The following is a 21,168-nucleotide window of genomic DNA, read 5'->3' as shown; positions in this document are numbered from 1 at the left end:
ATCATATGTGGAGTTACTGAATTCTTCATATATTAATATAAACTTTATATCTTAAATTTATAAATCCTAACTTGATGCCATTGATCACATGAGTATCCAATTGCAAATTATTATTTATGCAAAAAACCTCTGATGTATTTCTCTACATCAGAGGTTCCAAACTAATATATTCTACTCTCTAGCCACAAGTGTTCTTCTATTTACCTATATTGTCTCTATTTCAACTACTTTATATTTTTCACTGTTAACTGCAAGTTTTATAGTTTCATCACTTACCTCAGTGTTAGTCTCAACTATAACAGATTTATTAGAAATATTTATATCTGCACTAGTTACACCCTCTATATTACTTATTGCTTCCTTTATATGCTTAGCGCAATTTTCGCACTTCATACCTTCAACTACTACTTTCTTTTTCATTTTCATTTTACTTTTCCCCTTCCAATTATTAGCACTTGTTTTATCCAACATGCTCTTATATTTATATTATAGTTCTTCTATTCCTACAACTTCATATCCTACCTCATCGATAGCCGCTTTAATATCTTCATCAGTAATATCTACTGATCCCTCAAATACTGCAGTTTTAGAATCTAAATTCACATCTACACTAGTTACTCCATTAAGTTCACCTAATGCCTCCTTAACGTGGTTTACACAGTGTCCACAGCTCATTCCTTCAATTAATATTTTTTTTCTCATTTTTTATTCCTCCTAATATTTTTTATAATATACATTAGAATTACTAATATTTAATAAAACCATATATTTTACTATCTATTTAATTGGTTTAAACCTCTTTAATCTTAAAGCATTGGTTAATACTGACACAGAACTAAGACTCATTGCTGCTCCTGCTATCATAGGATTTAATAATGGTCCTCCAAATATGTGTAGGATTCCCATAGCAACTGGTATTCCTATTATATTATACCCAAATGCCCAGAATAGGTTTTGTTTAATATTTCTTATAGTACTTTTACTTAACTGCAAGGCAGTAGGAACATCCATTAAGTCGCTTCTCATAAGAACTATATCTGCTGATTCCATTGCAACGTCTGTTCCAGAACCTATAGCTATACCAATATCTGCTTGTGCTAATGCTGGAGCATCATTTATACCATCACCAACCATAGCAACCTTCTTACCTTCAGCTTGAAGCTTTTTAACTTCATTTGCCTTGTCTTGTGGTAACACTTCTGCTAAAATCCTATCAATTCCAACTTGTTTAGCTATAGCTTCTGCAGTTCTCTTATTGTCACCAGTTATCATATCTACTTCAATTCCCATTTCATGAAGCTTTTCTATTGCTTTCTTACTACTTGCTTTAACAGTATCCGCAACAGCAATGATACCTGCCATCTTATTGTCTATAGCTATATACATCGGAGTCTTACCTTCTCCAGCTAATTCATCAGAAATTTTTTCTAATTCTACTAAGGATATTTTGCTATCAATCATAAGTTTTCTGTTTCCAAGTAGAATATTTTTACCATCTATTTTAACTTCAATACCATAACCTGGAATGGCTTTAAAGAAATCTAGCTTCTTAAACTCTAGTCCTTTTTCTTCGGCACCTTTTACAATGGCCTCCCCAAGCGGATGTTCTGATCCCTTTTCTGCAGAGGCTGCTAATTGTAATAAGTCATTTTGTGCTATTCCATTTATAACAACCACATCCGTAACTTTTGGCTTACCTTCAGTAATAGTACCTGTTTTATCAAATACTATAGTTTGTATCTTATGAGCAGTTTCTAGTGCTACACCACTTTTTATTAAAACGCCATATTCTGCACCTTTACCTGTACCAACCATTATTGCTGTTGGAGTTGCTAGTCCAAGGGCACAAGGACAAGCGATTACTAGCACAGATATAAATATTGTAAGTGAGAATATTTCCGATTCCCCACCAATGAAATACCATCCTAAACCAGATAACACTGCTAAGTCTATAACTATTGGAACAAAATAACCTGAAATAACATCTGCAAGTTTTGCAATTGGAGCTTTAGAGCCCTGCGCATCTTCTACTAATTTTATAATTTGAGCCAGTGCTGTATCCTTACCAACTTTAGTAGCTTTATAGTTTATAGTTCCGTTTTTATTTATACTTGCACCAATAATCTTATCTCCAGAATTTTTTTCTACTGGTATACTTTCACCTGTAAGCATTGATTCATCTACAGATGTAGTACCCGATACAACCTCACCATCTACCGGCATCTTTTCGCCTGGTTTAACTACTATAATATCTCCTACTTCTACTTCTTCTATGGTAATTTCTATTTCTTTTCCACTTCTTATAACTATAGCGGTCTTAGGAGCAAGTCCCATAAGCTTCTTTATAGCTTCAGATGTCTTTCCCTTAGAAACAGATTCTAAATACTTACCAAGAGTTATCAAAGTGATAATTACTGCCGCCGACTCATAGTATAAGTCCATAGCATAACTTGTATCTCCACCAACAATCTTTACTGTTGCAAATATCCCATAAAGAACAGCTGCTGATGTACCTATTGCAATAAGTGAATCCATATTTGGACTTCTTCTAATCAAGGCTTTAAATCCAACTGTATAGTATCTATTACCAGCAATTATAACTGGTATAGTTAGAAGTAATTGTGATAAAGCAAAAACTTCTGGATTCATCATTGGATTAATAAAATCCGGTAGATAAAGTCCCATCATATGACCCATAGATATATAAAGTAGTGGAACTGTAAATATTGCAGATATAACGAATTTTTTCCATAACAGTTTTATTTCTTTTTCTTTTTTCTCTTTATCTGCATCTACTGTAGTCTCTTCTTCTATAGCCTTATATCCAGCTTTTTCTATTGCTTTCTTTATATCTATAACTTTCACCTTTGAAGGTTCGTAGTTTATAATTAACTTCTCAGTTTCATAATTAACATTTGCTTCTGTAACTCCATCAATCTTTCTTGTAGCTCTTTCTACTGCCTTCGCACAAGACGCACAGGTCATTCCTTCAATTTTCATAGTTTTATTACTAGCATCATTAATTGCTTTATATCCTGCTTTTTCAACAGCTATTTGAATATCCTCTACAGAAACCTTTGTTTCATCGAAATTTATACTTAGTTTTTCTGTAGCAATATTTACATTTGATTCATTTACACCTTGCAATTTTTTAGTGGCTCTTTCTACAGCCTTTGCACAAGATGCACATGTCATTCCTTCTATTTTTAATGACTTAGTTAACATATAATTTCCCTCCTTTTATAATTTCCATATATTCTATTTACCAATTATTTTTGATAAAACATTTATAATTTCATCTATCTTATCACTTCCTTTATCCTGCTCAAAGGCCTCCCTAACGCAGTGATTCATGTGCTGCTTTAAAATCAACAAATTAGCTTTTTTTAAAAGTGATTGTGCCGCAATAATTTGATTTGATACATCTACACAATATCTCTCATCTTCCATCATTTTGATAGTTGCTTCAATTTGTCCTTTTGCTATTTTTAAAGTCTTTACAGCTTCTTTTTTCTCATTATTCATTATTTCGCCTCTTTCGTATCCCACCCCTCATGGGGGGGTATGTTTATATACTAATACTAAAAATAAGATGTGTCAACCTCTTCTTTATATAATTCCTCCCATGAAAAATGAAGCAGCTATAAGACTGCTTCATTCCAGAGTTTTATTTTCAAATTAGTACAATTTTAATTTAAGCCTTCTTATTTTTAATAATTATATCGTTAACCATTAATTCTTCATAACATTGTACAGTAAAAATCATTTGTGCAGAAGACGCACTTTCTATAGCCTCACCATTTTCTTTCCTCATATCTTTAAGTTCTATAATCTTGTTATCTCCTTTTACAGCTAAAACTTCAACAAAATCTCCATTATAAACTTTATTTCTTTGTTCTATAGTTGCAATATGAGATTGACAATTATAATTTTTTACAATACCTACAATATCATAATTACGTATATATGCTGAGCTTGCATGATTTTGTTTCATTTTTTCATCAAAGTAAAACCCAGTTGTATATGGTCTATGGCTAGGTTTTATAAGATTGTCCATCCATTTAGAATCAAATTTATAATTTTCAGGATCTTCTATGTATTTATCAATTGCTTCTCTATACGCTTTTACTACACATGCAACATAATAAGAACTTTTCATTCTTCCTTCAATTTTAAGAGAATTTATTCCAGACTCAATAAGTTCAGGAATATGTTCTATCGTGCATAAATCTTTTGAATTCATTAAATAAATTCCATCATTTCCCTCATTAACTCTACTGTAGATTCCTGGATCTTTCTCTTGAACTAAATGATATTTATATCTACACGGTTGCGCACAAGTTCCTCTATTGGAATCTCTACCAGTCATATAGTTTGACAACAAACATTTTCCAGAATACGCCATACACATAGATCCATGTACAAATGCTTCTATTTCACAAGTTTCTGGTAGCTCCTTTTTTAATTCTTGTAAATCTTTAAGACTCATTTCTCTTGCTACTACAACCCTCTTAACTCCAACATTATGCCAAAACAAAGCAGTTTTGTAGTTTAAACTGTTAGCTTGGGTGCTTAAATGTATTTCAAGATTCGGCACAACTTCTTTTGCTATACTAATAACTCCTGGATCAGCAATAAGTAAAGCATCTACACCAATATCATATAATTCACTAAGATATTCTTCTATCCCTATTAAATCCTCATTATGTGGCATTACGTTTAATGTAACATAAACTTTTTTCCCTCTTAAATGTGCAAATTCGAGTCCTTCTTTCAATTCTTCCATTGTAAAATTACCTGCCGCTGCCCTTAAATTTAATTTATTACCTCCAAGATATACAGCATCAGCACCAAAATTTATAGCAGTCTTAAGTTTTTCTAAGTTTCCTGCTGGTGCTAAAAGTTCCGGCTTATGCATAATTTATTTCTCCTCATACTTAAAAATTTATTTATTTGCTCGCTTCAATAATAGCAATACTTGCACTTGCACCAACTCTATTAGCACCTGCTGTTATCATATCCATAGCTGTATTAAAATCTCTTACTCCCCCTGAAGCCTTAACACCAATTTCTACTCCTACAGTTTTTCTCATAAGCGCAACATCTTCTTTAATTGCTCCTTCAGTAGAAAATCCTGTTGATGTCTTAACAGAATCCGCTCCCACTTCTTTAGATATTTCACATACCTTAACTTTTTCTTCATTGGTTAAAAGACATGCTTCAATAATTACTTTAACTATTACTTTTTTATTAGCTACATCTATTACTGCTTTTATGTCTTCTCTAACTAATTCATAATTTTTTTCTTTTAAAGCCCCGATATTTATGACTGTATCTATTTCGTCTGCACCATTTTCTATTGCTTGCTTTGTTTCAAAAGCTTTAACTTCTTTAGTTGTTGCTCCTAAAGGAAATCCAACAACCACGCAAGTCTTAACACCGCTTCCTTCAAGTTCTTTACTTACTAATGCAGCATTATAAGAATTCACACAAACTGAAGCGAAACCAAAGTTTTTAGCTTCAGTGCAAAATCTTTTAATATCTTCAGTTGTTGCCTCTGGTTTTAATATTGTATGGTCTATATACTTAGCTATATTCATAATTTATTTCTCCTCACTTTTTAAATTTATTTTAAATTTATTTTGAATTTATATAGTGAAATTTTTAAACATATTAATTTAGATTAATTATTTTATTCATAATCTTTTACAAAATTAATTATTCTTTTAACGCCCTCTTTAATGTTATCCATTGAAGTAGCATAGGAAATCCTCACATAATTGCTTACTCCAAATCCATCACCTGGAATAACTGCTACTTTTACTTTTTCTAAAAGTATATTTGAAAAATCTATAGAGTTATTAATTGTATGACCATCTATAACTTTCCCAAGCATCTTTGATATATTAATCATAATATAAAATGCCCCTTTTGGCTTTTTACATGAAAGTATATTAGTATCATTAATTCTTTCAACTATATAATCTCTTCTATTCTTAAACTCATTAACCATTATTTTTACAGAAGTTTGATCTCCATTTAAAGCCTCCACTGCTGCATACTGTGCTATAGAATTAGGGTTAGATGTAGTATGACTTTGTATACTCGCCATTAAACTAATGATTTTTTCATTACCAACTGCATAACCTATTCTCCATCCAGTCATAGAGTATGTCTTAGAAACACCCTGTATTATTATTGTCCTATTATATGAATCGCTACTAATATTGGCTATGCTAGTATACTTTTCATCTTCATTTTCATAATTAAACTTTTCATATATTTCATCGGAGATTATCATTAAATCATGAGTTCTCGCAAAATCGGCTATCATAGCTAACTCATCTTTACCATAAACTGCACCTGTTGGATTATTAGGAGTATTTATTAGAATTGCTTTAGTCTTTGAGCTTATTACATTTTCTAATATAGGTCTGGTATATTTAAAATCATTTTCTTCATCTCCAAATGCAAATACAGGTACCCCATCAACTAGCCTAATTAATTCTGGATAACTAACCCAATATGGTTTTGGTATAATAACCTCATCTCCAGGATTAAGAATAGTTTCAAAAACATTCCAGAGACATTGTTTAGCTCCAGTTGAAATCATGATTTGAGAATTAGAGTATATTAAATCATTATCTCTTTTAAATTTTTTAGCTACAGCAAGTTTTAATTCATCTATCCCAGATGCTGGAGTATATTTTGTAAGCCCATCATTAATTGCTTTTATAGCTATATTTCTAATATTTTCAGGAGTATTAAAATCTGGTTCTCCTGCGCCAAGAATTATAGTATCGGCTCCATCTTTTTTCATTTGTTTAGCTCTAGATGTAATTTCTAAAGTAATAGACGGTAAAACCTTCTCTGATTTTTTTGAAAATATCAATCTTAAATCCCCCCCTTTATAAAGTCTCTTACAATCCAATATCTTTCCGTTTATCAATTTACTATACAATTAGCCTAATATAGTTTAATGTATATATCAATAAATAAAATCACCATCTGTACTAGCACAATATTAAGGAGGGATATCAATTTGCTGAAATATGAAGAAGTGATAGAGTACATTAAAAACAATATAAATACCGGGGAACTCAGCCATTCTAAGAGACTGCCCTCTATAAGATCTATTCAAAAATTATTTCAATTTAGCACTGGTACAGTTCTAAAAGCTTATGAGAAACTTGAGCAAGATCATATTATTTATTCAGTACCTAAAAGTGGGTATTATGTAGTTGATAATTTTCATACTCAAAATTCTTCTAAATATCCTATAATTGATTTTTCAGCTGTAAATTTAAACGCTGAATCTTTTCCCTATCAGAATTTTCAACATTGTCTAAATAAATCAATAGACTTATATAAAGAAAAACTTTTCTCATATTCGGATCCTAGAGGATTAAACTCTCTAATTAATGTTTTATCAAAACATATTCAAAACTATCAAATATTTACAAATCCAAATAATATAATTATTACATCTAGTTCTCAGCAAGCATTAAACATATTATCAATTATGCCATTTCCAAATGGTAAATCTAATATTCTTGTAGAGCAACCCACCTATTATGGAATGATAAAATCTCTAGAACTTAATAATATTGCTACTCTAGGCATAAATAGAGATTTAAATGGAATAAACCTAGATGAATTAGAGAAATTATTTAAATATGGTAATATTAAATTTTTTTATAGTATCCCCAGGTTCCATAATCCGACTGGAACTTCTTACAGTAGACTCGAGAAACAAGAAATTGTAAAATTGGCAGAAAAATATGATGTGTATATTGTTGAAGATGATATTGCTGCTGATTTAGATATAAACAAAAAAAATGACCCTATGTTTTCCTATGATACTTCATCAAAAGTAATATACTTGAAAAGTTATTCAAAGATACTTATGCCCGGTTTAAGAGTTGCTGCACTTATATTACCTAACTTACTGATTGATAAATTTTTACTATATAAAAAGTGGACTGATATGAATAGCCCAATACTATCTCAAGGAGCCTTAGAAATATATATAAAAAACGGTATGTTTGATGATCATATGAAACAATTGGTTAGTTTATATAACAGTCGTATGAGATGCTTGAAAGATACTTTATTAAAATATAAACATCCGAGAATACAGTACAATATTCCTGAGTCTGGATACTTTGCTTGCATTTATGTAAATGGTTCTTTAAACTATGATAAAATATTTGATTCCCTAAACCGTAAAAATATAAAAATGTTTAATACAAGTGAATGTTTCCTTAAAGAGTATAAATGCCATAATTATTTCAGAATTACCATTAGTGAAGTAAATGAAACACAAATAATTAAAAATATCCCTATAGTACTTGATGTTATTCAAAAATACCTAGATTAATACCTTCCGAAATAAATTTCAATGCAACCCTGTTATATATATAGGTTTTGAACTTTATTATTAATTTTTATTTAGATGCGATAGGAGCGTGGTATAAAATATGTATATTGGATGTAATTGGTCAAAGGCCCTAAAATATCTCATTGAAAAAGAAGCTGTTAGTGTAGATTATATTAAATCCGGTGCATATGGAACGTTTAATGAACAGTTTTCAACCATGCGTTCCATGCGACCAGTTCTACTTCATGGTCTAGGATATTTTGAGCGCACAGGAATGAAAAATATAGAAATCGTAGATTTTAATTTGGCAAATGACCTCATAAAAAAATGCGATTCTCCCCATTATGGCATTCATCTTTCAATTAAAAATTCAGATATGTATCCCGGTATGACTGATGAAAATATATATGAACATATGTCTAAACAGATACAGATCTTTAAAAACAACTTAAAAGTACCATTATTACTTGAAAACATTCCTGATTCCCCTAAAGAACGTGTAATAACGATTGATCATTACCCTTATATTATGCCAGAACAATTTAGCCGATTGTTTACAGATAATGATGTATCATTTTTGCTTGATATTACCCACGCAAAGATTACTGCACAATATCATGGCTGGAATATTCGTGATTATATTCGACAGTTACCACTTAATAGGGTTGTAGAAATTCATGTAAATGGTTCTGGTTATGATAAAGATGGTTTTCCAGCAGATACACATCAAGCCATGGAAAATGAAGATTACGAATTGTTAGAATGGGTTTTAAATTATACAAACCCAAATATAGTTACATTGGAATACAATGGATTAGATTCAGAAAATGAGGAGACAGTTATTTCTTCTTTAGCAAAACAGTTAAATGAAGTAAAAAGAATATGTAATTCAACCAAATAAGTAAAAGTATAAATATAGACTTGCATATGCAGCGAACATGGCAAGTTTCGGTAATGTTTGTGCTGGTATTTCATTAACTTTTACGGCCCTATAAATAACAATTGGTAACCTTTAAATATATAAAGTATAATAGTAATTGAATTAAATTTGACCTTGGGGGGGAATAAATAATGATCTTTGGAAATACAAAAGATTTCACAAAGGAAGAGCTTCTTGATAGAGTTCAATCTAATGCAGAAGAGCTTTTCAGAAGCGGTACATTTTTTTGTAGCGAAGCTGTAGTTCAAACACTCAATGAATTATTAGGGAAACCATATGATGAGAAGATAGTTAAAATGGCAAGTGGATTTCCTATAGGAATGGGTAAATCAGGATGTCTATGTGGCGCAGTCTCAGGTGGTCAAATGGCTCTAGGTATGGTATATGGTAGAGTCGAAGGTGAAGCTATGCAAGAAAAAATGTTTGAAAAAGCTAGTATTCTTCATGACTATATTAAGAATGAATATAAATCAACTTGCTGTAGAGTAATAACAAGAGAATGGACTGGAGACAACTTTAAAAGCCCTGAAAGAAAAACCCATTGCATTACAATTACTGGCAGAGTAGCAAGATGGATAGCAAATGAATTTATAGAAGACGGGCAAATTCAAGTAAAATAATAAGACAAGCTATAAGCCCTATATGTTAAGACTTATAGCTTATTTAAATTGTAAACTTGAGATATTACTAAGTATATTTATTTTATTAATTTCAGTTGTCTAATAGGATGTAACATCTCCTATGCGTTAGTGAAATTTAAAAAGACTCTATTATTACATCCATGATTCCTCCGCATACCATACCTTCATCTTCAGCTATGGTACCTGTCATATCTATACTTTGAATTTGATATCCACCATTTCCTAGTAAATTCCGCGCGGTATTAATTATCTCTCCTTCGCTACACCCTCCCCCAATACTCCCTAAAATCTTACCATATGGCCATACAATCATTTTAGCTCCTGCATTTCTTGGAACTGAACCTTTCGTAGAAATAATTGTAATGATTGCTTTTGGTGAATCTTCTTCTTTGCACAATTCCATTAATACTTCAGGGTCAAATTCTGGCCAATTAGTTTTCTTAGGTCTAGTAATAACATTGCTTATATCACCAAGTCGTCTATAACTTATGACCTGAGATATAATAGAAATTGCTATCTCTTCAGGTGTAAGGGCACCTATTTCAAGACCTATGGGCGCATTGACTTTGTTTAACTTTTCTTCAGGATATCCTTCGTTTACCATTTGCTCCATGACGCTTTTAACTCTCCGTTTTGAACCGATCATTCCAACATATGCAGTATTATGTTTTAAAACCTGTCTAAGACAATCCATATCATGTCGATGACCTCGAGTTACAATAACAACGTAGTCAGATTTATTTAAACTAATTAAGTCGAAACAGTTATGGAAACTCTCACAAATTACTTCTTTAGCAGTAGCAAATCTTTTACTATTAGCAAATGAGGGTCTGTCATCGATAACTGTAACTGAAAAACCTACTTTTGAAGCAAATTCAGCTAAGGGCTTAGCTATATGTCCACCACCTAAAATTATTAAACGTGGTTCAGGGAAATATGGTTCAATTAAATAAGCTTCATTTTCACTAATTTTAAAAAACTGAAGAATTCCAGTTTCTATAGCATATTTCGCCTTTTGGTAAAGTACTTCATCTAAATCGGATACGCGATTGTAGGAATTCAGACTTTCCTCGGTAAAAAGTGTTTTGTTCTGAGATGGTTTATTTTCACAACTTTTGTTATCCAACATTGTAATTATAACGGCATTATTTCCCGAACCCACTTCTTTTAATAAATTTTTATAGGTATCTACATACATGATTTCATTCCTCCAAATTCATTTATTTTTAATATTCTGAAATATTTGATGCATAGCTGTCCTGTACCGGAAACTTAACCCCTCATACTCGGAATGTATTACTGCCTTTTGGTTTGATTAATACTATAAGAATATTGTAACATACTATGAATTAATTAGGTGATGCTAACTTAAGTCCTGCAATTGCTAATTAAAACATATTGTATCTATACATTAATTATATATAGAAAAAGAGGTTATCTCCTTTAATGATTTAAAAATCATTTCTAGATAACCTCTTTTTAATATTATATAGTAAAAATTTTATTATTTATTTTGAAATAATATTATCTACCTCTTTTTAATTCACTCTTTATTGCATCTGCAAGAAATTGTACATTTGTTCCTACTATAATTTGAACATTCTTCTTACTTGGTCTAACTATACCTCTTGCACCTAATGCTTTTAGCTTACTGTCTTTTACTACTGTATTATCTTTTACTTCTAGTCTTAATCTAGTTATACAGTTATCCACTGACACTATATTATCTTTTCCACCTAAATATTCTATATATGATTTTGCAAGTTCTCCCATATCGCCACTTATGACTACATTTTCTTCAAACTCTTCATCATCTTCTTCTCTTCCTGGTGTTGGAATATTAAATTTCTTAATTAAGAATACAAATACTACAAAGTATAGTACCCCGATTCCTAATCCAATTGGTAGTATTAATAATGGCTTTGTAGCAATACCAAAGTTCAATACGTAATCAAGTGCACCTGCTGAGAATGTGAATCCATGTAAAACACCTAATGATGTTGTTATGAACATTGATAAACCTGTAATCAATGCATGTGCTACTAATAATAATGGTGATAAGAATATGAATAAGAATTCTATTGGTTCTGTAATACCTGTTAAGAATGCTGTAAGTGCTAATGAACTTAATAGTCCTATAGTAGCAGTTCTCTTTTCTTTTTTAGCACATACAATTATTGCTAAAGCAACAGCTATCATACCAAACATCATTACAGGGAAAAATCCACCCATATATATTCCCGCTGTTGGATCTCCTGCGAAGAATCTGTTTAAATCTCCACTTTTTCCATTGAAACTCCCAATTGTTTGCCAAAATACTGTGTTTAATACATGATGTAATCCCATTGGAATTAATAATCTATTAAAGAAACCAAACAATCCTGCACCTACTGCTCCAAGGTCAACCATCCACATACCAAAAGAGTCAATAGCAGCTTGAATAGGCTGCCATATATACCCAAACACAATTCCTAATGCAACTGTAAAAAATGATGTCATAATAGGTACTAATCTTCTTCCACCGAAGAATCCTAATATTTCTGGTAATTTAACATTTTTAAAATGGTTGTAGGTATGACCTGCAACTATACCTACAATGATACCACCTAAAGTCTTAAAATCTAATGTTTTAGCTACATCTGCTCCATATCTCGATACCCATATAGAACTACTAACTTTAGTTAATACTAAAAAACCTATTGCTCCTGCTAGTGCTGCTGCTCCATTATCATCATCTGATAAACCAACCGCAACTCCAATTGCAAACAGTAAAGGTAGATTACCAAATAACGCGTCACCTGCTGCTGCAAGCCATGCAATATTTAAAAGATCTCCTTGTCCAAGTCTTAACATAAGCCCAGCTACCGGTAATGCTGCTATTGGAAGCATTAATGATTTACCGATTCTTTGTAAATATCCTATAATTGCTTTTCCCATAATTAATTCCTCCTAATTTTTATTTATAAATTAACTTACATAGTAAATTTAAGGCTACATACTAAATATAATTACGAATATTGAACACAAAAAAGAGCCGAAAAGGATATAATAATCCCTTTCGGCTCTTGCTCAACTTATTGATAACACGCCTAAAATTTACGCATATTTAATTTATTGAATTCAGTATATCATGTTATGATATTGTTTTCAATAGTTTTTTTAAAGTAATTTATGTATTTTATGTATTTTTTTAGGTTTAATATTTGAATTATTTCTTTATATTCTGTTGACAACAATAATCAAATATATATATAATTGAATAGACGTGTTACTGTTAAATCAGGCATAAGTTGCTTTTTTAAGTTAACTTATGCTTTTTTAAATTTTATTCAGAATTTTCCGAATATATTGTATTACATATAAATTTTTATACTAATATTTATATGCAATATTAGTAATACTAATAAAATACATAGAGAAAGGATGTGAATTCCTGAATTTTCAGGAAGTATTATGTTTGATTTTATCAAAAATATGTTTAAACCTAATTCAGCTCAAGACACACTTACATTTGTAGCCCCAGTATCAGGTAAAGCAATGCCTTTATCAGAGGTCCCAGATCAAGTTTTCGCTGAGAAAATGGCTGGCGACGGACTTGCTATATTAGCTGAAGGAGATACCTTTGTTGCACCTGCTGATGGAGAGTTAACTTTAGTTTTCAAAACAAAGCATGCTTTTGCAATGACTTTAGCTAACGGAATAGAATTATTAATACATATTGGTATTGATACTGTTTCATTAAACGGTGAAGGTTTTGAACAACTTGCTGAGCAAGGCACTCAAGTTAAGGCTGGTACACCAATAATAAAAATCGATAGAGATTTTATTATTAGTAAGGGTTTATCTCTTATAACACCAGTATTAATCACAAATGTTGATATTACTAAATCAATATCAGCTGTAGAAACTGGAAATGTTATTGCCGGAAAAACTACAGTTATTAACTTTGAAGTTTAATATATAATTTTGAAATATTATTTCAAAAAAAGTAGCTATTAATTTAGCTACTTTTTTGTTTTTCTACGCCTTCTCTATAGATGACTTAAACCGTTCTATATGCATTGCTAAATAAGCAATTTCATCTTTTGTTACTTTTTTATCTAGACCTTTTTCCAAAATTATCGAAGCTTCTTCTGCAATCTTATAGGATACTTTATATCGTTTTTTTATTACACCCATTAAATCATTCTTTATATGATTATCTAATAATATTCTTTCTACCGCAAACCTTATATGAATTAAAAACCTTGCATAATCCAAAGACTCTCTATCTATTTTAATATCTAATCTTTTTTCAACATGTTTCACAATTGTATTACTTAGAGAACTATATTTAATAGTATTAGACAGATTACCATTATTTCTAGCAGAATGTATATGTAGGGCTATAAACCCAGCTTCTCCATTTGGGATTTTAACATTTATAGCATCACCTATTTTTTTTGCTAGCTTAACTGCCAAATTAAACTCTTTTTTATACAAAGTTTGAATTTCAACTAAAAATGGATTTTCAATTTCTTCATTACTTTCTATTCTTGTAATTGCAAAGGATAAATGATCTACTAATCCAATATGTATACTTTCATTTAATTTTTCTCCTAACTCTTCAGAAATATCAACTATAGCTTCTTGGCATAAAGCAAAAAACTCAGGATCAACTCTACTTATAACTTCATTCATATTCCTTTGATTATCTTCATTTTCTATTTTAAATAGTTTTTCTACCATTAATCCTGGATTCAGGGTTTCTCCAAACTTTTTCCCAAAGCCTAAGCCTTTTGCAAACAACACTTTCTCTATTCCCTTATCTCTAACAAGTATAATGTTATTATTAAATACCTTAACTACCACTACCTTATTTTTTAAAATAATACCCATAATTACACCTCATCAGTACATCTTATTAATCTATATGTTTCAGATTCATTTTTCAAACTTTTTATAATATTTTATAAAAAGTAATATGATCTTTCCAACTTCCATTTATAAATAAATACTGTTCATTTATTCCTATTTCCTTAAAACTACATTTCAAAAGCACATTTTTTGATTTATCATTATCTACTAAAGCCGAAGCTTCAATTCTATGTAACTCTAATTCTTCTTTAGAATACTTAAGTAAAAGGTTAACAGCTTCCGTCATATGACCCTTTCCTTGTTCCTTCTTATCTATAGAGTATCCTAGAATTCCGCTTTTAAACACACCATATACAATATTAGATATTTTTGCCTTTCCTATTAATTTATTATTTTTATATATTCCAAAATCAAAACTACTACCATTAAGTAATTGCTTGTAACTTTCTAGTAATATATCCTTTTGAACCTCATAAGTATAAAAACTGTTATCCCTTGCTGGCTCATAAAGTCTAAGATGTTCCTTATTTCTAATATAATACTGTAAAAGTTCTTCTGCATCATCTGGTGTGAAATTTCTAATTTCTAGGTTTGTTCCAACTATATTCACAAAAGAATTTCTAATTGGCTGAGTGTACTCACTTCTATTTATCCCAAAGCTTAATTCAGCTAAAAATACTCCATTTATAAAAAGATTTTCAGATAAAATCCCCTCTAAAGTAAATCCATAATCTAAGAAAGCTTTTAAATTAGCTTTTTCATTTATTATAAAATTAGCTTTATATATGTTCGCATCTTTAAAAATAGCCCTTAAAATAGTTTTTAAAGTTTCAATTAATAACTCATAATCGTTATCCCTATAGAATTTAAACTTTACATTACATTTTTTATTTTCTTTGTCTAAATCCATAATCGTAAATCTTCCTATTATTATATTACTCTTATCTTTTATCATATAATCGCTTAGCGTTCCTCTAACTAAATCTATATGAATTTCTTTCTTAGCACTCATAACACTTTCTCCTAAGGATATTCTTTTTGAGGCGCTTTCAAAAAAATAATAAACTATCATATTTGTCTATTATTTTTTTCAAAGTGCCTAAAGTCTTCTTTAATACTATTATACAGATAAATATAGTCTTTGCACAACTGAAATTAAAAAATCTTAATTCTAAATTAAATACGCTAATCATACACTTAATTATGTTGTTTAAGGCATACTTTTAAAAATAACAAGTAAATATGTTAGTATATTTTACGCCTTGATTTGTTATTTTCTCAAAGACCTAATGATTATTATATGAGGAGGGATTTTTATTTTTATTTTTAAATTTTTTAAAAGTAGAAAATCCAATCATAAAACTCATTTTAAACTTTCTTTAACTTTAGCTTTTATATTTATCCTCATTGGAGTTTTTTTAGGTTACAAAATTTTTCTTTCACCAAAAACTCCTCCAAAGCAATGGAAATTAACTGATAATGATAAAAAGAGTGTTAAATTTGTTTCTGAGGAAAGTTTAATTAATGAAATTAAAAGCGCTAATAAAATAATTCCACTAGAAATAGAATTCTCCGAAAGCATTATTATAGATGAAAGTTGGGGTAACTTTACTGTATTTAAGAAATTTAAAAAAATTAAGTTTTTTGCTAACTGTTCCTATGCAGTAGATTTATCCAATATTTCAGATAATGATATTAAAGTAAATTCACTTAAAGACGAAGTTGAATTAGTTCTTGAATATCCTAAAGTTTTCAGTGTAGATTTAGATGAGGATAAAACAATTTATGAAGAAGTTAATAATGGCTTTTTTAGATTTGGAGATGTTATTTTAACTGCTGAAGAACATGGTGTAATTGAAAGAGAGGTTTCTAAAAGTTTCGAAAAGAAAATGGAAGATCCTGAAATTTATGATAAAGCTGTTGCAAATACAACCTTAGCTTTAGAAAAACTTCTTAATCAAATTACAGGCAGTAAACTATCTGTTAAAGTAACCTTCAAAGAAAATTAACCACTCCTAGGAGTGGTTAATTTTTTCTTCAATACTTTCTTTACATAATCTAACCATTTCTCTCATTTCATCCTCTTCAATTATATAAGGAGGATTAAAATAAAGAACATTTCCTATTGGTCTTAGCACTATACCTTTTTTTAGTCCTATTTTATAAATTTCATAACCAATTCTCTCTTCATGAGGGAAAGGCTCTTTATTTTTCTTATCTTTAACAAGCTCTATAGCATTTATTAACCCTATACTTCTTATTTCTCCAATCCAAGGATTATCTGAGAGTTCCTCTTTTACTATTTTGTTTAGTAATAATGCTTTTTTATTTATCATTTCAATAACATTATCCTCTTCAAACATTTTAAGAACTTCAAGCGCAACTGCACAGCCTAATGCATTCCCTGAATAAGTATGTGAATGTAAAAAGGCCTTACCATCATTATAATCGCCATAAAAAGCATTATATAATTTATTAGATGTCATAACTACAGACATAGGTAAATAGCCTGCTGTTAACCCTTTTGATAAGCACATAATATCAGGGCTTATTCCGGCATGTTCACAAGCAAACATCTTACCCGTTCTCCCATACCCTACAGCAATCTCATCTGCAATAATATTAATATCATATTTATCACATAACGATCTTAATTTTTTTAAATATATTGGGGAATAAATTTTCATACCTGCTGCCCCTTGTATAATGGGTTCTATAATAACTGCTGATATATCCTCATGATTTTCTCTTAAAGTTTTATACATATGTTCAAAACACTCTGAGTTACACTCATCTCTATATTTTTTATATGGACATCTATAACAATCTGGACCTTCTACCCTTAACGTATCTATCATTAAAGGCTTATATACCTTACTATACCTATCTAAATTACCAACAGATAATGCTCCTAAAGTTTCTCCATGATAAGCATCACTAAGGCCTACAAACCTCTTCTTTTTTTCTTTTCCTATTTGTTGATGATAATGAAAACTCATTTTTAAAGCAACTTCAACTGCTGATGATCCATTATCAGCAAAAAATACTTTTTCTAATCTGACTGGTGTTATTCTTACTAACCGTTCACTTAATTCTATAGCTGGTATATTAGAGAAATTTGCAAATATAACATGTTCTATTTTATTTATTTGATTCATAATTGCACTATTAATTCTTTTATTTGAATGACCAAATAAGTTACACCACCAAGAACTAATTGCATCTAAATATCTATTTCCATATATATCATAAATATATAGCCCTTCACCCTTTTCAATAACAATAGGTTTAAGTTCTTCATAATCCTTCATTTGAGAAGCAGGATGCCAAATATACTTTAAATCTTTATCTACTAAATTCATTACTCCACCCTCATACTATTTATTTATAATATTTATCAACAAATTAAAATTGAAATAATTATCCACAATTTGATTTTCTTCATCCACAAAAGGTATCTCAAAAAAATTGTTAATACCCGTTAAAACTTTTATAGTCTCTTTGTTATCCTTGTGGATAATATTTTGTGGATTATATCTATTTAATACAATTGCCTTAACCTTAATTCCTATTGATTCTAAATATTTAACCGTTAGCGTTGTATGATTAATTGTTCCAAGCTCTGCCCTTGCTATTAATATGGTTTCTAAATTCAAAACTTTTATTACATCTTCTAATAAAATAACTTCATCATCTTTAATTTTCAAAGGACATATAATTCCTCCGCTACCCTCAACAACTAAACACTCATATTTTTCTTTAAGATTTTTATAATCATTTTTAATCTTATCTAATGATACCTCTATATTTTCTATTCTTGCTGCTAAATGAGGTGAATACGGATTTTTCAATATATACGAAACCATATTACTGTACTCTTCTTCAATACCAGAAACATTACACACTTCTTCCGCATCTCCAGGAATTAATTTATTACCCTCTTCTCTCGCTCCACTTAATGCAGCTTTAAAATATCCTGCATTTATCCCATTATCTCTTAAAGATTTAATAATTAAACCTGTAACAAAAGTTTTTCCAACATCAGTATCTGTACCTACTATAAATATTGATTTATTCATTACTTCACCTTTAACCCTAAATCTAAAATCATTTTTCTATCAGCTTCAATATTATTTCCACAAGTAGTTAATAAATTTCCGGTTATTGTAGCATTTGCACCACTTTTAAATGCATTTTCTCCATAATTGGTTAATAAGTTTCTGCCTGCTGCTAACCTTATGTTCGCCTTTGGATTAATAAATCTAAATATTGCTATTGTTCTTAGTATTTCTTCCTCAGTTAAGTTTACTTCATTTTCTAAAGGCGTTCCCTTTATTGCCATAAGCGCATTTATTGGTATTGATAAAATTTTTAACATTTTTAATTCTATCGCCATATCGACTCTATCTTCTTTTGATTCACCCATGCCAATTATTCCACCTGAGCAAACTTCAAGACCAGCTTCCTTGGCTGATAATATTGTATTAATTCTATCTTCATAACTATGAGTGCTACATATATTGCTATAATATTGTTTTGAAGTTTCTATATTATGATGATATCTTTTAACCCCTGTTTTCTTTAGTCTAATTAATGATGATTTTTCTAATATTCCATGAGATGCACATAAACTTATACTACATTCATCATTTAACCTTTCATAATAATTTATTACTCTTTCAAAGTCATTACCTACTAGCCCTTTTCCAGATGTTACAATAGAAAATCTATCTACTCCAGCCTGTTCATTTTCCTTAGCCATAGATTTTATTTCATCATAGGATAATAATTTATATTCATTCACTCCTGTATTAAAGTAAATAGACTGAGCACAATATCTGCAATCCTCAGGGCATCTTCCACTTTTTCCATTAATAATTGAACATAAATCTACCTTATCCCCAACCAGTACTTCTCTTATTTCATTAGCACAACTATACAATTTTTCTTTTGGCTCTAAATATAGCCTTAAAGCCTCTTCCTTTGTAATTTCATATCCCTGCATTACTCTATCCTTCAAGCTACAAACAAAACTCATTCATCTCCCTCCTTCTGCTTAATCCATTAATCCAAGCTTATTTAATATAGGTATAACTCTAACCCCTACAAGTGAAATTAATAATGTTAAAACTAAATCTCCACCTATAAAAGGTAAAAATCCTATCGCAACTACCTTCCATACTGAATAAGCTTTTCCCAAATAAAAATTCATTACTATATACATATAAATTAATCCTAATACATAAATAGCCCCAAGCCCACAAACACAAGCTATAAATATGTTTTTAACTGTCACATCTTTTAACTTCTCGCTAATTATGCCTATAATATAAGCCCCTACTATAAACCCAAGCAAATATCCAAATGTTGGTTTAAATATATATTGAGGTCCTCCACCTTGCGTAAATACTGGAATTCCTATAAGTCCTATTGCTACATATAATATTTGGGCAATAGCACCTCTTTTGGCACCAAGTAATATTGCTCCTAATGCACAGAAAAAATATTGCAAAGTAAATGGCACTATAGGTAATGGAATTCTTATAAATGCCCCCACCGCTGTAAGTGCTGCGAACATTGATATCAAAACTAAATCCCTTGATTTTAAATTCATATTAATCCTCCTAAATATATTTCGACTATCAAACTATATTTAGGATTTTATACCTATCTTTTTCCATTGTCAACCACATTTTAAATTATTGGTCGACAATACCTTGTTTAAATTTGTTTTTATAGTTTATTATTTTATAAATGGTTATAATAATGCTAAGAGGTGATATTATGAAAAAAATTATTTTAGCTGGAGGTTGCTTTTGGGGTGTTGAAGAGTTCTTATCAAGAATAGACGGTGTTGTAAATACCGAAGTTGGCTATGCAAATGGTAAAACTGATAATCCTACTTATGAAGATATTTGTAATGCTAATACTTACTTTGCAGAGGTATGCATGGTAACTTATGATGAAAGCAAGCTTAAACTTGAAATGTTATTAGATGAGTATTGGGGTATTATAAACCCGACTTCTTTAAACAAGCAAGGAAATGATGTTGGAAGTCAATATAGAACAGGAATTTATTACTTTGATGAAAGTGATTTAGATACAATTATCAAGAGCAGAGAAAATATTCAAACTAAATATGAAAAGAAAATTGTTACTGAAGTTGAATCTATTAAAAATTACTATACAGCAGAAAAATACCATCAAAAATATCTAAAAAATAATCCTAATGGTTATTGTCATATAAAATTTTAATTGTAAAAAGGCAAAGTGAAAAAATTCACCTTGCCTCTTACTATGTACTATTAAAACAACTCTACTATTTTAATATTCTAAACTATATTTCTTAG

At 30.0% G+C, this 21,168-nt stretch carries 21 protein-coding genes; 6 read left to right on the top strand and 15 right to left on the bottom strand.

Annotated features, from left to right (window positions below):
• Positions 1 to 204: 204 nt before the first annotated feature.
• From J1C67_RS06810 to J1C67_RS06780, 7 genes are all read right to left on the bottom strand, one after another.
• On the bottom strand, positions 205 to 471 hold the full coding sequence (locus tag J1C67_RS06810) for a heavy-metal-associated domain-containing protein (RefSeq protein WP_244980267.1): 267 nt from the start codon (positions 469 to 471) through the stop codon (positions 205 to 207).
• Positions 472 to 486: 15 nt separating this feature from the next.
• On the bottom strand, positions 487 to 702 hold the full coding sequence (locus J1C67_RS06805) for a heavy-metal-associated domain-containing protein (RefSeq protein ID WP_167867254.1): 216 nt from the start codon (positions 700 to 702) through the stop codon (positions 487 to 489).
• Positions 703 to 777: 75 nt separating this feature from the next.
• A complete protein-coding gene (locus J1C67_RS06800) occupies positions 778 to 3,225 on the bottom strand; it encodes a heavy metal translocating P-type ATPase (protein WP_167867253.1) in 2,448 nt (815 codons plus the stop codon).
• Positions 3,226 to 3,258: 33 nt separating this feature from the next.
• On the bottom strand, positions 3,259 to 3,525 hold the full coding sequence (locus tag J1C67_RS06795) for a metal-sensing transcriptional repressor (RefSeq protein WP_167867252.1): 267 nt from the start codon (positions 3,523 to 3,525) through the stop codon (positions 3,259 to 3,261).
• A gap of 169 nt (positions 3,526 to 3,694) precedes the next feature.
• The gene (locus tag J1C67_RS06790; protein ID WP_167867251.1) at positions 3,695 to 4,918 is read right to left on the bottom strand and encodes a peptidase U32 family protein; all 1,224 of its coding nucleotides are present in this window, start codon (positions 4,916 to 4,918) and stop codon (positions 3,695 to 3,697) included.
• Between the two features lie 31 nt (positions 4,919 to 4,949).
• Positions 4,950 to 5,600 (bottom strand): deoxyribose-phosphate aldolase, encoded by a 651-nt coding sequence (deoC, locus tag J1C67_RS06785; protein ID WP_167867250.1) that lies wholly within the window; start codon positions 5,598 to 5,600, stop codon positions 4,950 to 4,952.
• Between the two features lie 92 nt (positions 5,601 to 5,692).
• Complete coding sequence (locus tag J1C67_RS06780) at positions 5,693 to 6,892, bottom strand: pyridoxal phosphate-dependent aminotransferase (RefSeq protein WP_167867249.1); 1,200 nt, start codon at positions 6,890 to 6,892, stop codon at positions 5,693 to 5,695.
• A gap of 150 nt (positions 6,893 to 7,042) precedes the next feature.
• Between J1C67_RS06780 and J1C67_RS06775 the strand changes: the two genes are divergently transcribed.
• From J1C67_RS06775 to J1C67_RS06765, 3 genes are all read left to right on the top strand, one after another.
• Positions 7,043 to 8,380: an aminotransferase-like domain-containing protein gene (locus J1C67_RS06775; RefSeq protein ID WP_167867248.1), complete on the top strand. Its 1,338-nt coding sequence runs from the start codon at positions 7,043 to 7,045 to the stop codon at positions 8,378 to 8,380.
• 100 nt (positions 8,381 to 8,480) lie between these two features.
• Positions 8,481 to 9,281, top strand: coding sequence for a multinuclear nonheme iron-dependent oxidase (locus tag J1C67_RS06770; RefSeq protein WP_167867247.1), 801 nt, complete (start codon positions 8,481 to 8,483; stop codon positions 9,279 to 9,281).
• A gap of 170 nt (positions 9,282 to 9,451) precedes the next feature.
• Positions 9,452 to 9,940, top strand: coding sequence for a C-GCAxxG-C-C family protein (locus tag J1C67_RS06765; protein ID WP_167867246.1), 489 nt, complete (start codon positions 9,452 to 9,454; stop codon positions 9,938 to 9,940).
• A gap of 136 nt (positions 9,941 to 10,076) precedes the next feature.
• Here J1C67_RS06765 and J1C67_RS06760 read toward each other — a convergent pair whose 3' ends face one another.
• Positions 10,077 to 11,159, bottom strand: a complete 1,083-nt coding sequence (locus tag J1C67_RS06760) for an XdhC family protein (protein ID WP_167867245.1) — start codon at positions 11,157 to 11,159, stop codon at positions 10,077 to 10,079.
• Positions 11,160 to 11,485: 326 nt separating this feature from the next.
• Positions 11,486 to 12,898: an N-acetylglucosamine-specific PTS transporter subunit IIBC gene (gene nagE, locus J1C67_RS06755; protein WP_207253570.1), complete on the bottom strand. Its 1,413-nt coding sequence runs from the start codon at positions 12,896 to 12,898 to the stop codon at positions 11,486 to 11,488.
• A gap of 516 nt (positions 12,899 to 13,414) precedes the next feature.
• Between nagE and J1C67_RS06750 the strand changes: the two genes are divergently transcribed.
• Positions 13,415 to 13,918 (top strand): PTS sugar transporter subunit IIA, encoded by a 504-nt coding sequence (locus tag J1C67_RS06750; RefSeq protein WP_089973067.1) that lies wholly within the window; start codon positions 13,415 to 13,417, stop codon positions 13,916 to 13,918.
• A 63-nt stretch (positions 13,919 to 13,981) separates the two neighbouring features.
• On the opposite strand, the gene J1C67_RS06745 is transcribed toward J1C67_RS06750, so the two are convergent.
• Both J1C67_RS06745 and J1C67_RS06740 read right to left on the bottom strand, forming a co-directional pair.
• Complete coding sequence (locus tag J1C67_RS06745) at positions 13,982 to 14,839, bottom strand: PRD domain-containing protein (RefSeq protein ID WP_089973064.1); 858 nt, start codon at positions 14,837 to 14,839, stop codon at positions 13,982 to 13,984.
• Positions 14,840 to 14,900: 61 nt separating this feature from the next.
• Positions 14,901 to 15,830: a GNAT family N-acetyltransferase gene (locus J1C67_RS06740; protein ID WP_167867244.1), complete on the bottom strand. Its 930-nt coding sequence runs from the start codon at positions 15,828 to 15,830 to the stop codon at positions 14,901 to 14,903.
• Between the two features lie 298 nt (positions 15,831 to 16,128).
• Here J1C67_RS06740 and J1C67_RS19400 point away from each other — a divergent pair, with 298 nt between their 5' ends.
• Positions 16,129 to 16,827: a DUF4230 domain-containing protein gene (locus tag J1C67_RS19400; RefSeq protein WP_167867263.1), complete on the top strand. Its 699-nt coding sequence runs from the start codon at positions 16,129 to 16,131 to the stop codon at positions 16,825 to 16,827.
• Positions 16,828 to 16,833: 6 nt separating this feature from the next.
• On the opposite strand, the gene bioA is transcribed toward J1C67_RS19400, so the two are convergent.
• The 4 genes from bioA to J1C67_RS06715 are packed head-to-tail and all read right to left on the bottom strand — an operon-like array spanning position 16,834 to position 20,432.
• Positions 16,834 to 18,180 (bottom strand): adenosylmethionine--8-amino-7-oxononanoate transaminase, encoded by a 1,347-nt coding sequence (gene bioA, locus J1C67_RS06730; protein WP_167867243.1) that lies wholly within the window; start codon positions 18,178 to 18,180, stop codon positions 16,834 to 16,836.
• Positions 18,181 to 18,195: 15 nt separating this feature from the next.
• Entirely contained in the window at positions 18,196 to 18,897 is a 702-nt protein-coding gene (bioD, locus tag J1C67_RS06725) for a dethiobiotin synthase (protein ID WP_167867242.1), read from the bottom strand.
• Entirely contained in the window at positions 18,897 to 19,856 is a 960-nt protein-coding gene (gene bioB, locus J1C67_RS06720) for a biotin synthase BioB (protein ID WP_167867241.1), read from the bottom strand. The genes bioD and bioB overlap by 1 nt, the downstream gene beginning before the upstream one ends.
• Before the next feature lie 18 nt (positions 19,857 to 19,874).
• Positions 19,875 to 20,432, bottom strand: coding sequence for a biotin transporter BioY (locus tag J1C67_RS06715; protein WP_089973044.1), 558 nt, complete (start codon positions 20,430 to 20,432; stop codon positions 19,875 to 19,877).
• Positions 20,433 to 20,602: 170 nt separating this feature from the next.
• On the opposite strand from J1C67_RS06715, the gene msrA reads away from it, so the two are divergent.
• The gene (gene msrA, locus J1C67_RS06710; RefSeq protein ID WP_167867240.1) at positions 20,603 to 21,073 is read left to right on the top strand and encodes a peptide-methionine (S)-S-oxide reductase MsrA; all 471 of its coding nucleotides are present in this window, start codon (positions 20,603 to 20,605) and stop codon (positions 21,071 to 21,073) included.
• The last annotated feature ends 95 nt before the right edge of the window (positions 21,074 to 21,168 follow it).

It is taken from the genome of Clostridium gasigenes (assembly GCF_017348895.1).
Taxonomy (GTDB): Bacteria; Bacillota; Clostridia; order Clostridiales; family Clostridiaceae; genus Clostridium; species Clostridium gasigenes.
Note: the sequence above shows the minus strand (reverse complement) of the source record. Positions and strands in the feature narration are given on the sequence as shown.

What these genes read in the sequence shown, in the direction of transcription:
- J1C67_RS06760 (WP_167867245.1), bottom strand. Translation starts at nt 11,159, where the DNA reads ATGTATGTAGATACCTATAAAAATTTATTAAAAGAAGTGGGTTCGGGA.
- J1C67_RS06770 (WP_167867247.1), top strand. Translation starts at nt 8,481, where the DNA reads ATGTATATTGGATGTAATTGGTCAAAGGCCCTAAAATATCTCATTGAA.
- deoC (WP_167867250.1), bottom strand. Translation starts at nt 5,600, where the DNA reads ATGAATATAGCTAAGTATATAGACCATACAATATTAAAACCAGAGGCA.
- nagE (WP_207253570.1), bottom strand. Translation starts at nt 12,898, where the DNA reads ATGGGAAAAGCAATTATAGGATATTTACAAAGAATCGGTAAATCATTA.
- J1C67_RS06790 (WP_167867251.1), bottom strand. Translation starts at nt 4,918, where the DNA reads ATGCATAAGCCGGAACTTTTAGCACCAGCAGGAAACTTAGAAAAACTT.
- J1C67_RS06740 (WP_167867244.1), bottom strand. Translation starts at nt 15,830, where the DNA reads ATGAGTGCTAAGAAAGAAATTCATATAGATTTAGTTAGAGGAACGCTA.
- bioA (WP_167867243.1), bottom strand. Translation starts at nt 18,180, where the DNA reads ATGAATTTAGTAGATAAAGATTTAAAGTATATTTGGCATCCTGCTTCT.
- J1C67_RS06810 (WP_244980267.1), bottom strand. Translation starts at nt 471, where the DNA reads ATGTTGGATAAAACAAGTGCTAATAATTGGAAGGGGAAAAGTAAAATG.
- J1C67_RS06805 (WP_167867254.1), bottom strand. Translation starts at nt 702, where the DNA reads ATGAGAAAAAAAATATTAATTGAAGGAATGAGCTGTGGACACTGTGTA.
- J1C67_RS06745 (WP_089973064.1), bottom strand. Translation starts at nt 14,839, where the DNA reads ATGGGTATTATTTTAAAAAATAAGGTAGTGGTAGTTAAGGTATTTAAT.
- J1C67_RS06795 (WP_167867252.1), bottom strand. Translation starts at nt 3,525, where the DNA reads ATGAATAATGAGAAAAAAGAAGCTGTAAAGACTTTAAAAATAGCAAAA.
- J1C67_RS06765 (WP_167867246.1), top strand. Translation starts at nt 9,452, where the DNA reads ATGATCTTTGGAAATACAAAAGATTTCACAAAGGAAGAGCTTCTTGAT.
- bioB (WP_167867241.1), bottom strand. Translation starts at nt 19,856, where the DNA reads ATGAGTTTTGTTTGTAGCTTGAAGGATAGAGTAATGCAGGGATATGAA.
- J1C67_RS06800 (WP_167867253.1), bottom strand. Translation starts at nt 3,225, where the DNA reads ATGTTAACTAAGTCATTAAAAATAGAAGGAATGACATGTGCATCTTGT.
- J1C67_RS06750 (WP_089973067.1), top strand. Translation starts at nt 13,415, where the DNA reads ATGTTTGATTTTATCAAAAATATGTTTAAACCTAATTCAGCTCAAGAC.
- msrA (WP_167867240.1), top strand. Translation starts at nt 20,603, where the DNA reads ATGAAAAAAATTATTTTAGCTGGAGGTTGCTTTTGGGGTGTTGAAGAG.
- bioD (WP_167867242.1), bottom strand. Translation starts at nt 18,897, where the DNA reads ATGAATAAATCAATATTTATAGTAGGTACAGATACTGATGTTGGAAAA.
- J1C67_RS06715 (WP_089973044.1), bottom strand. Translation starts at nt 20,432, where the DNA reads ATGAATTTAAAATCAAGGGATTTAGTTTTGATATCAATGTTCGCAGCA.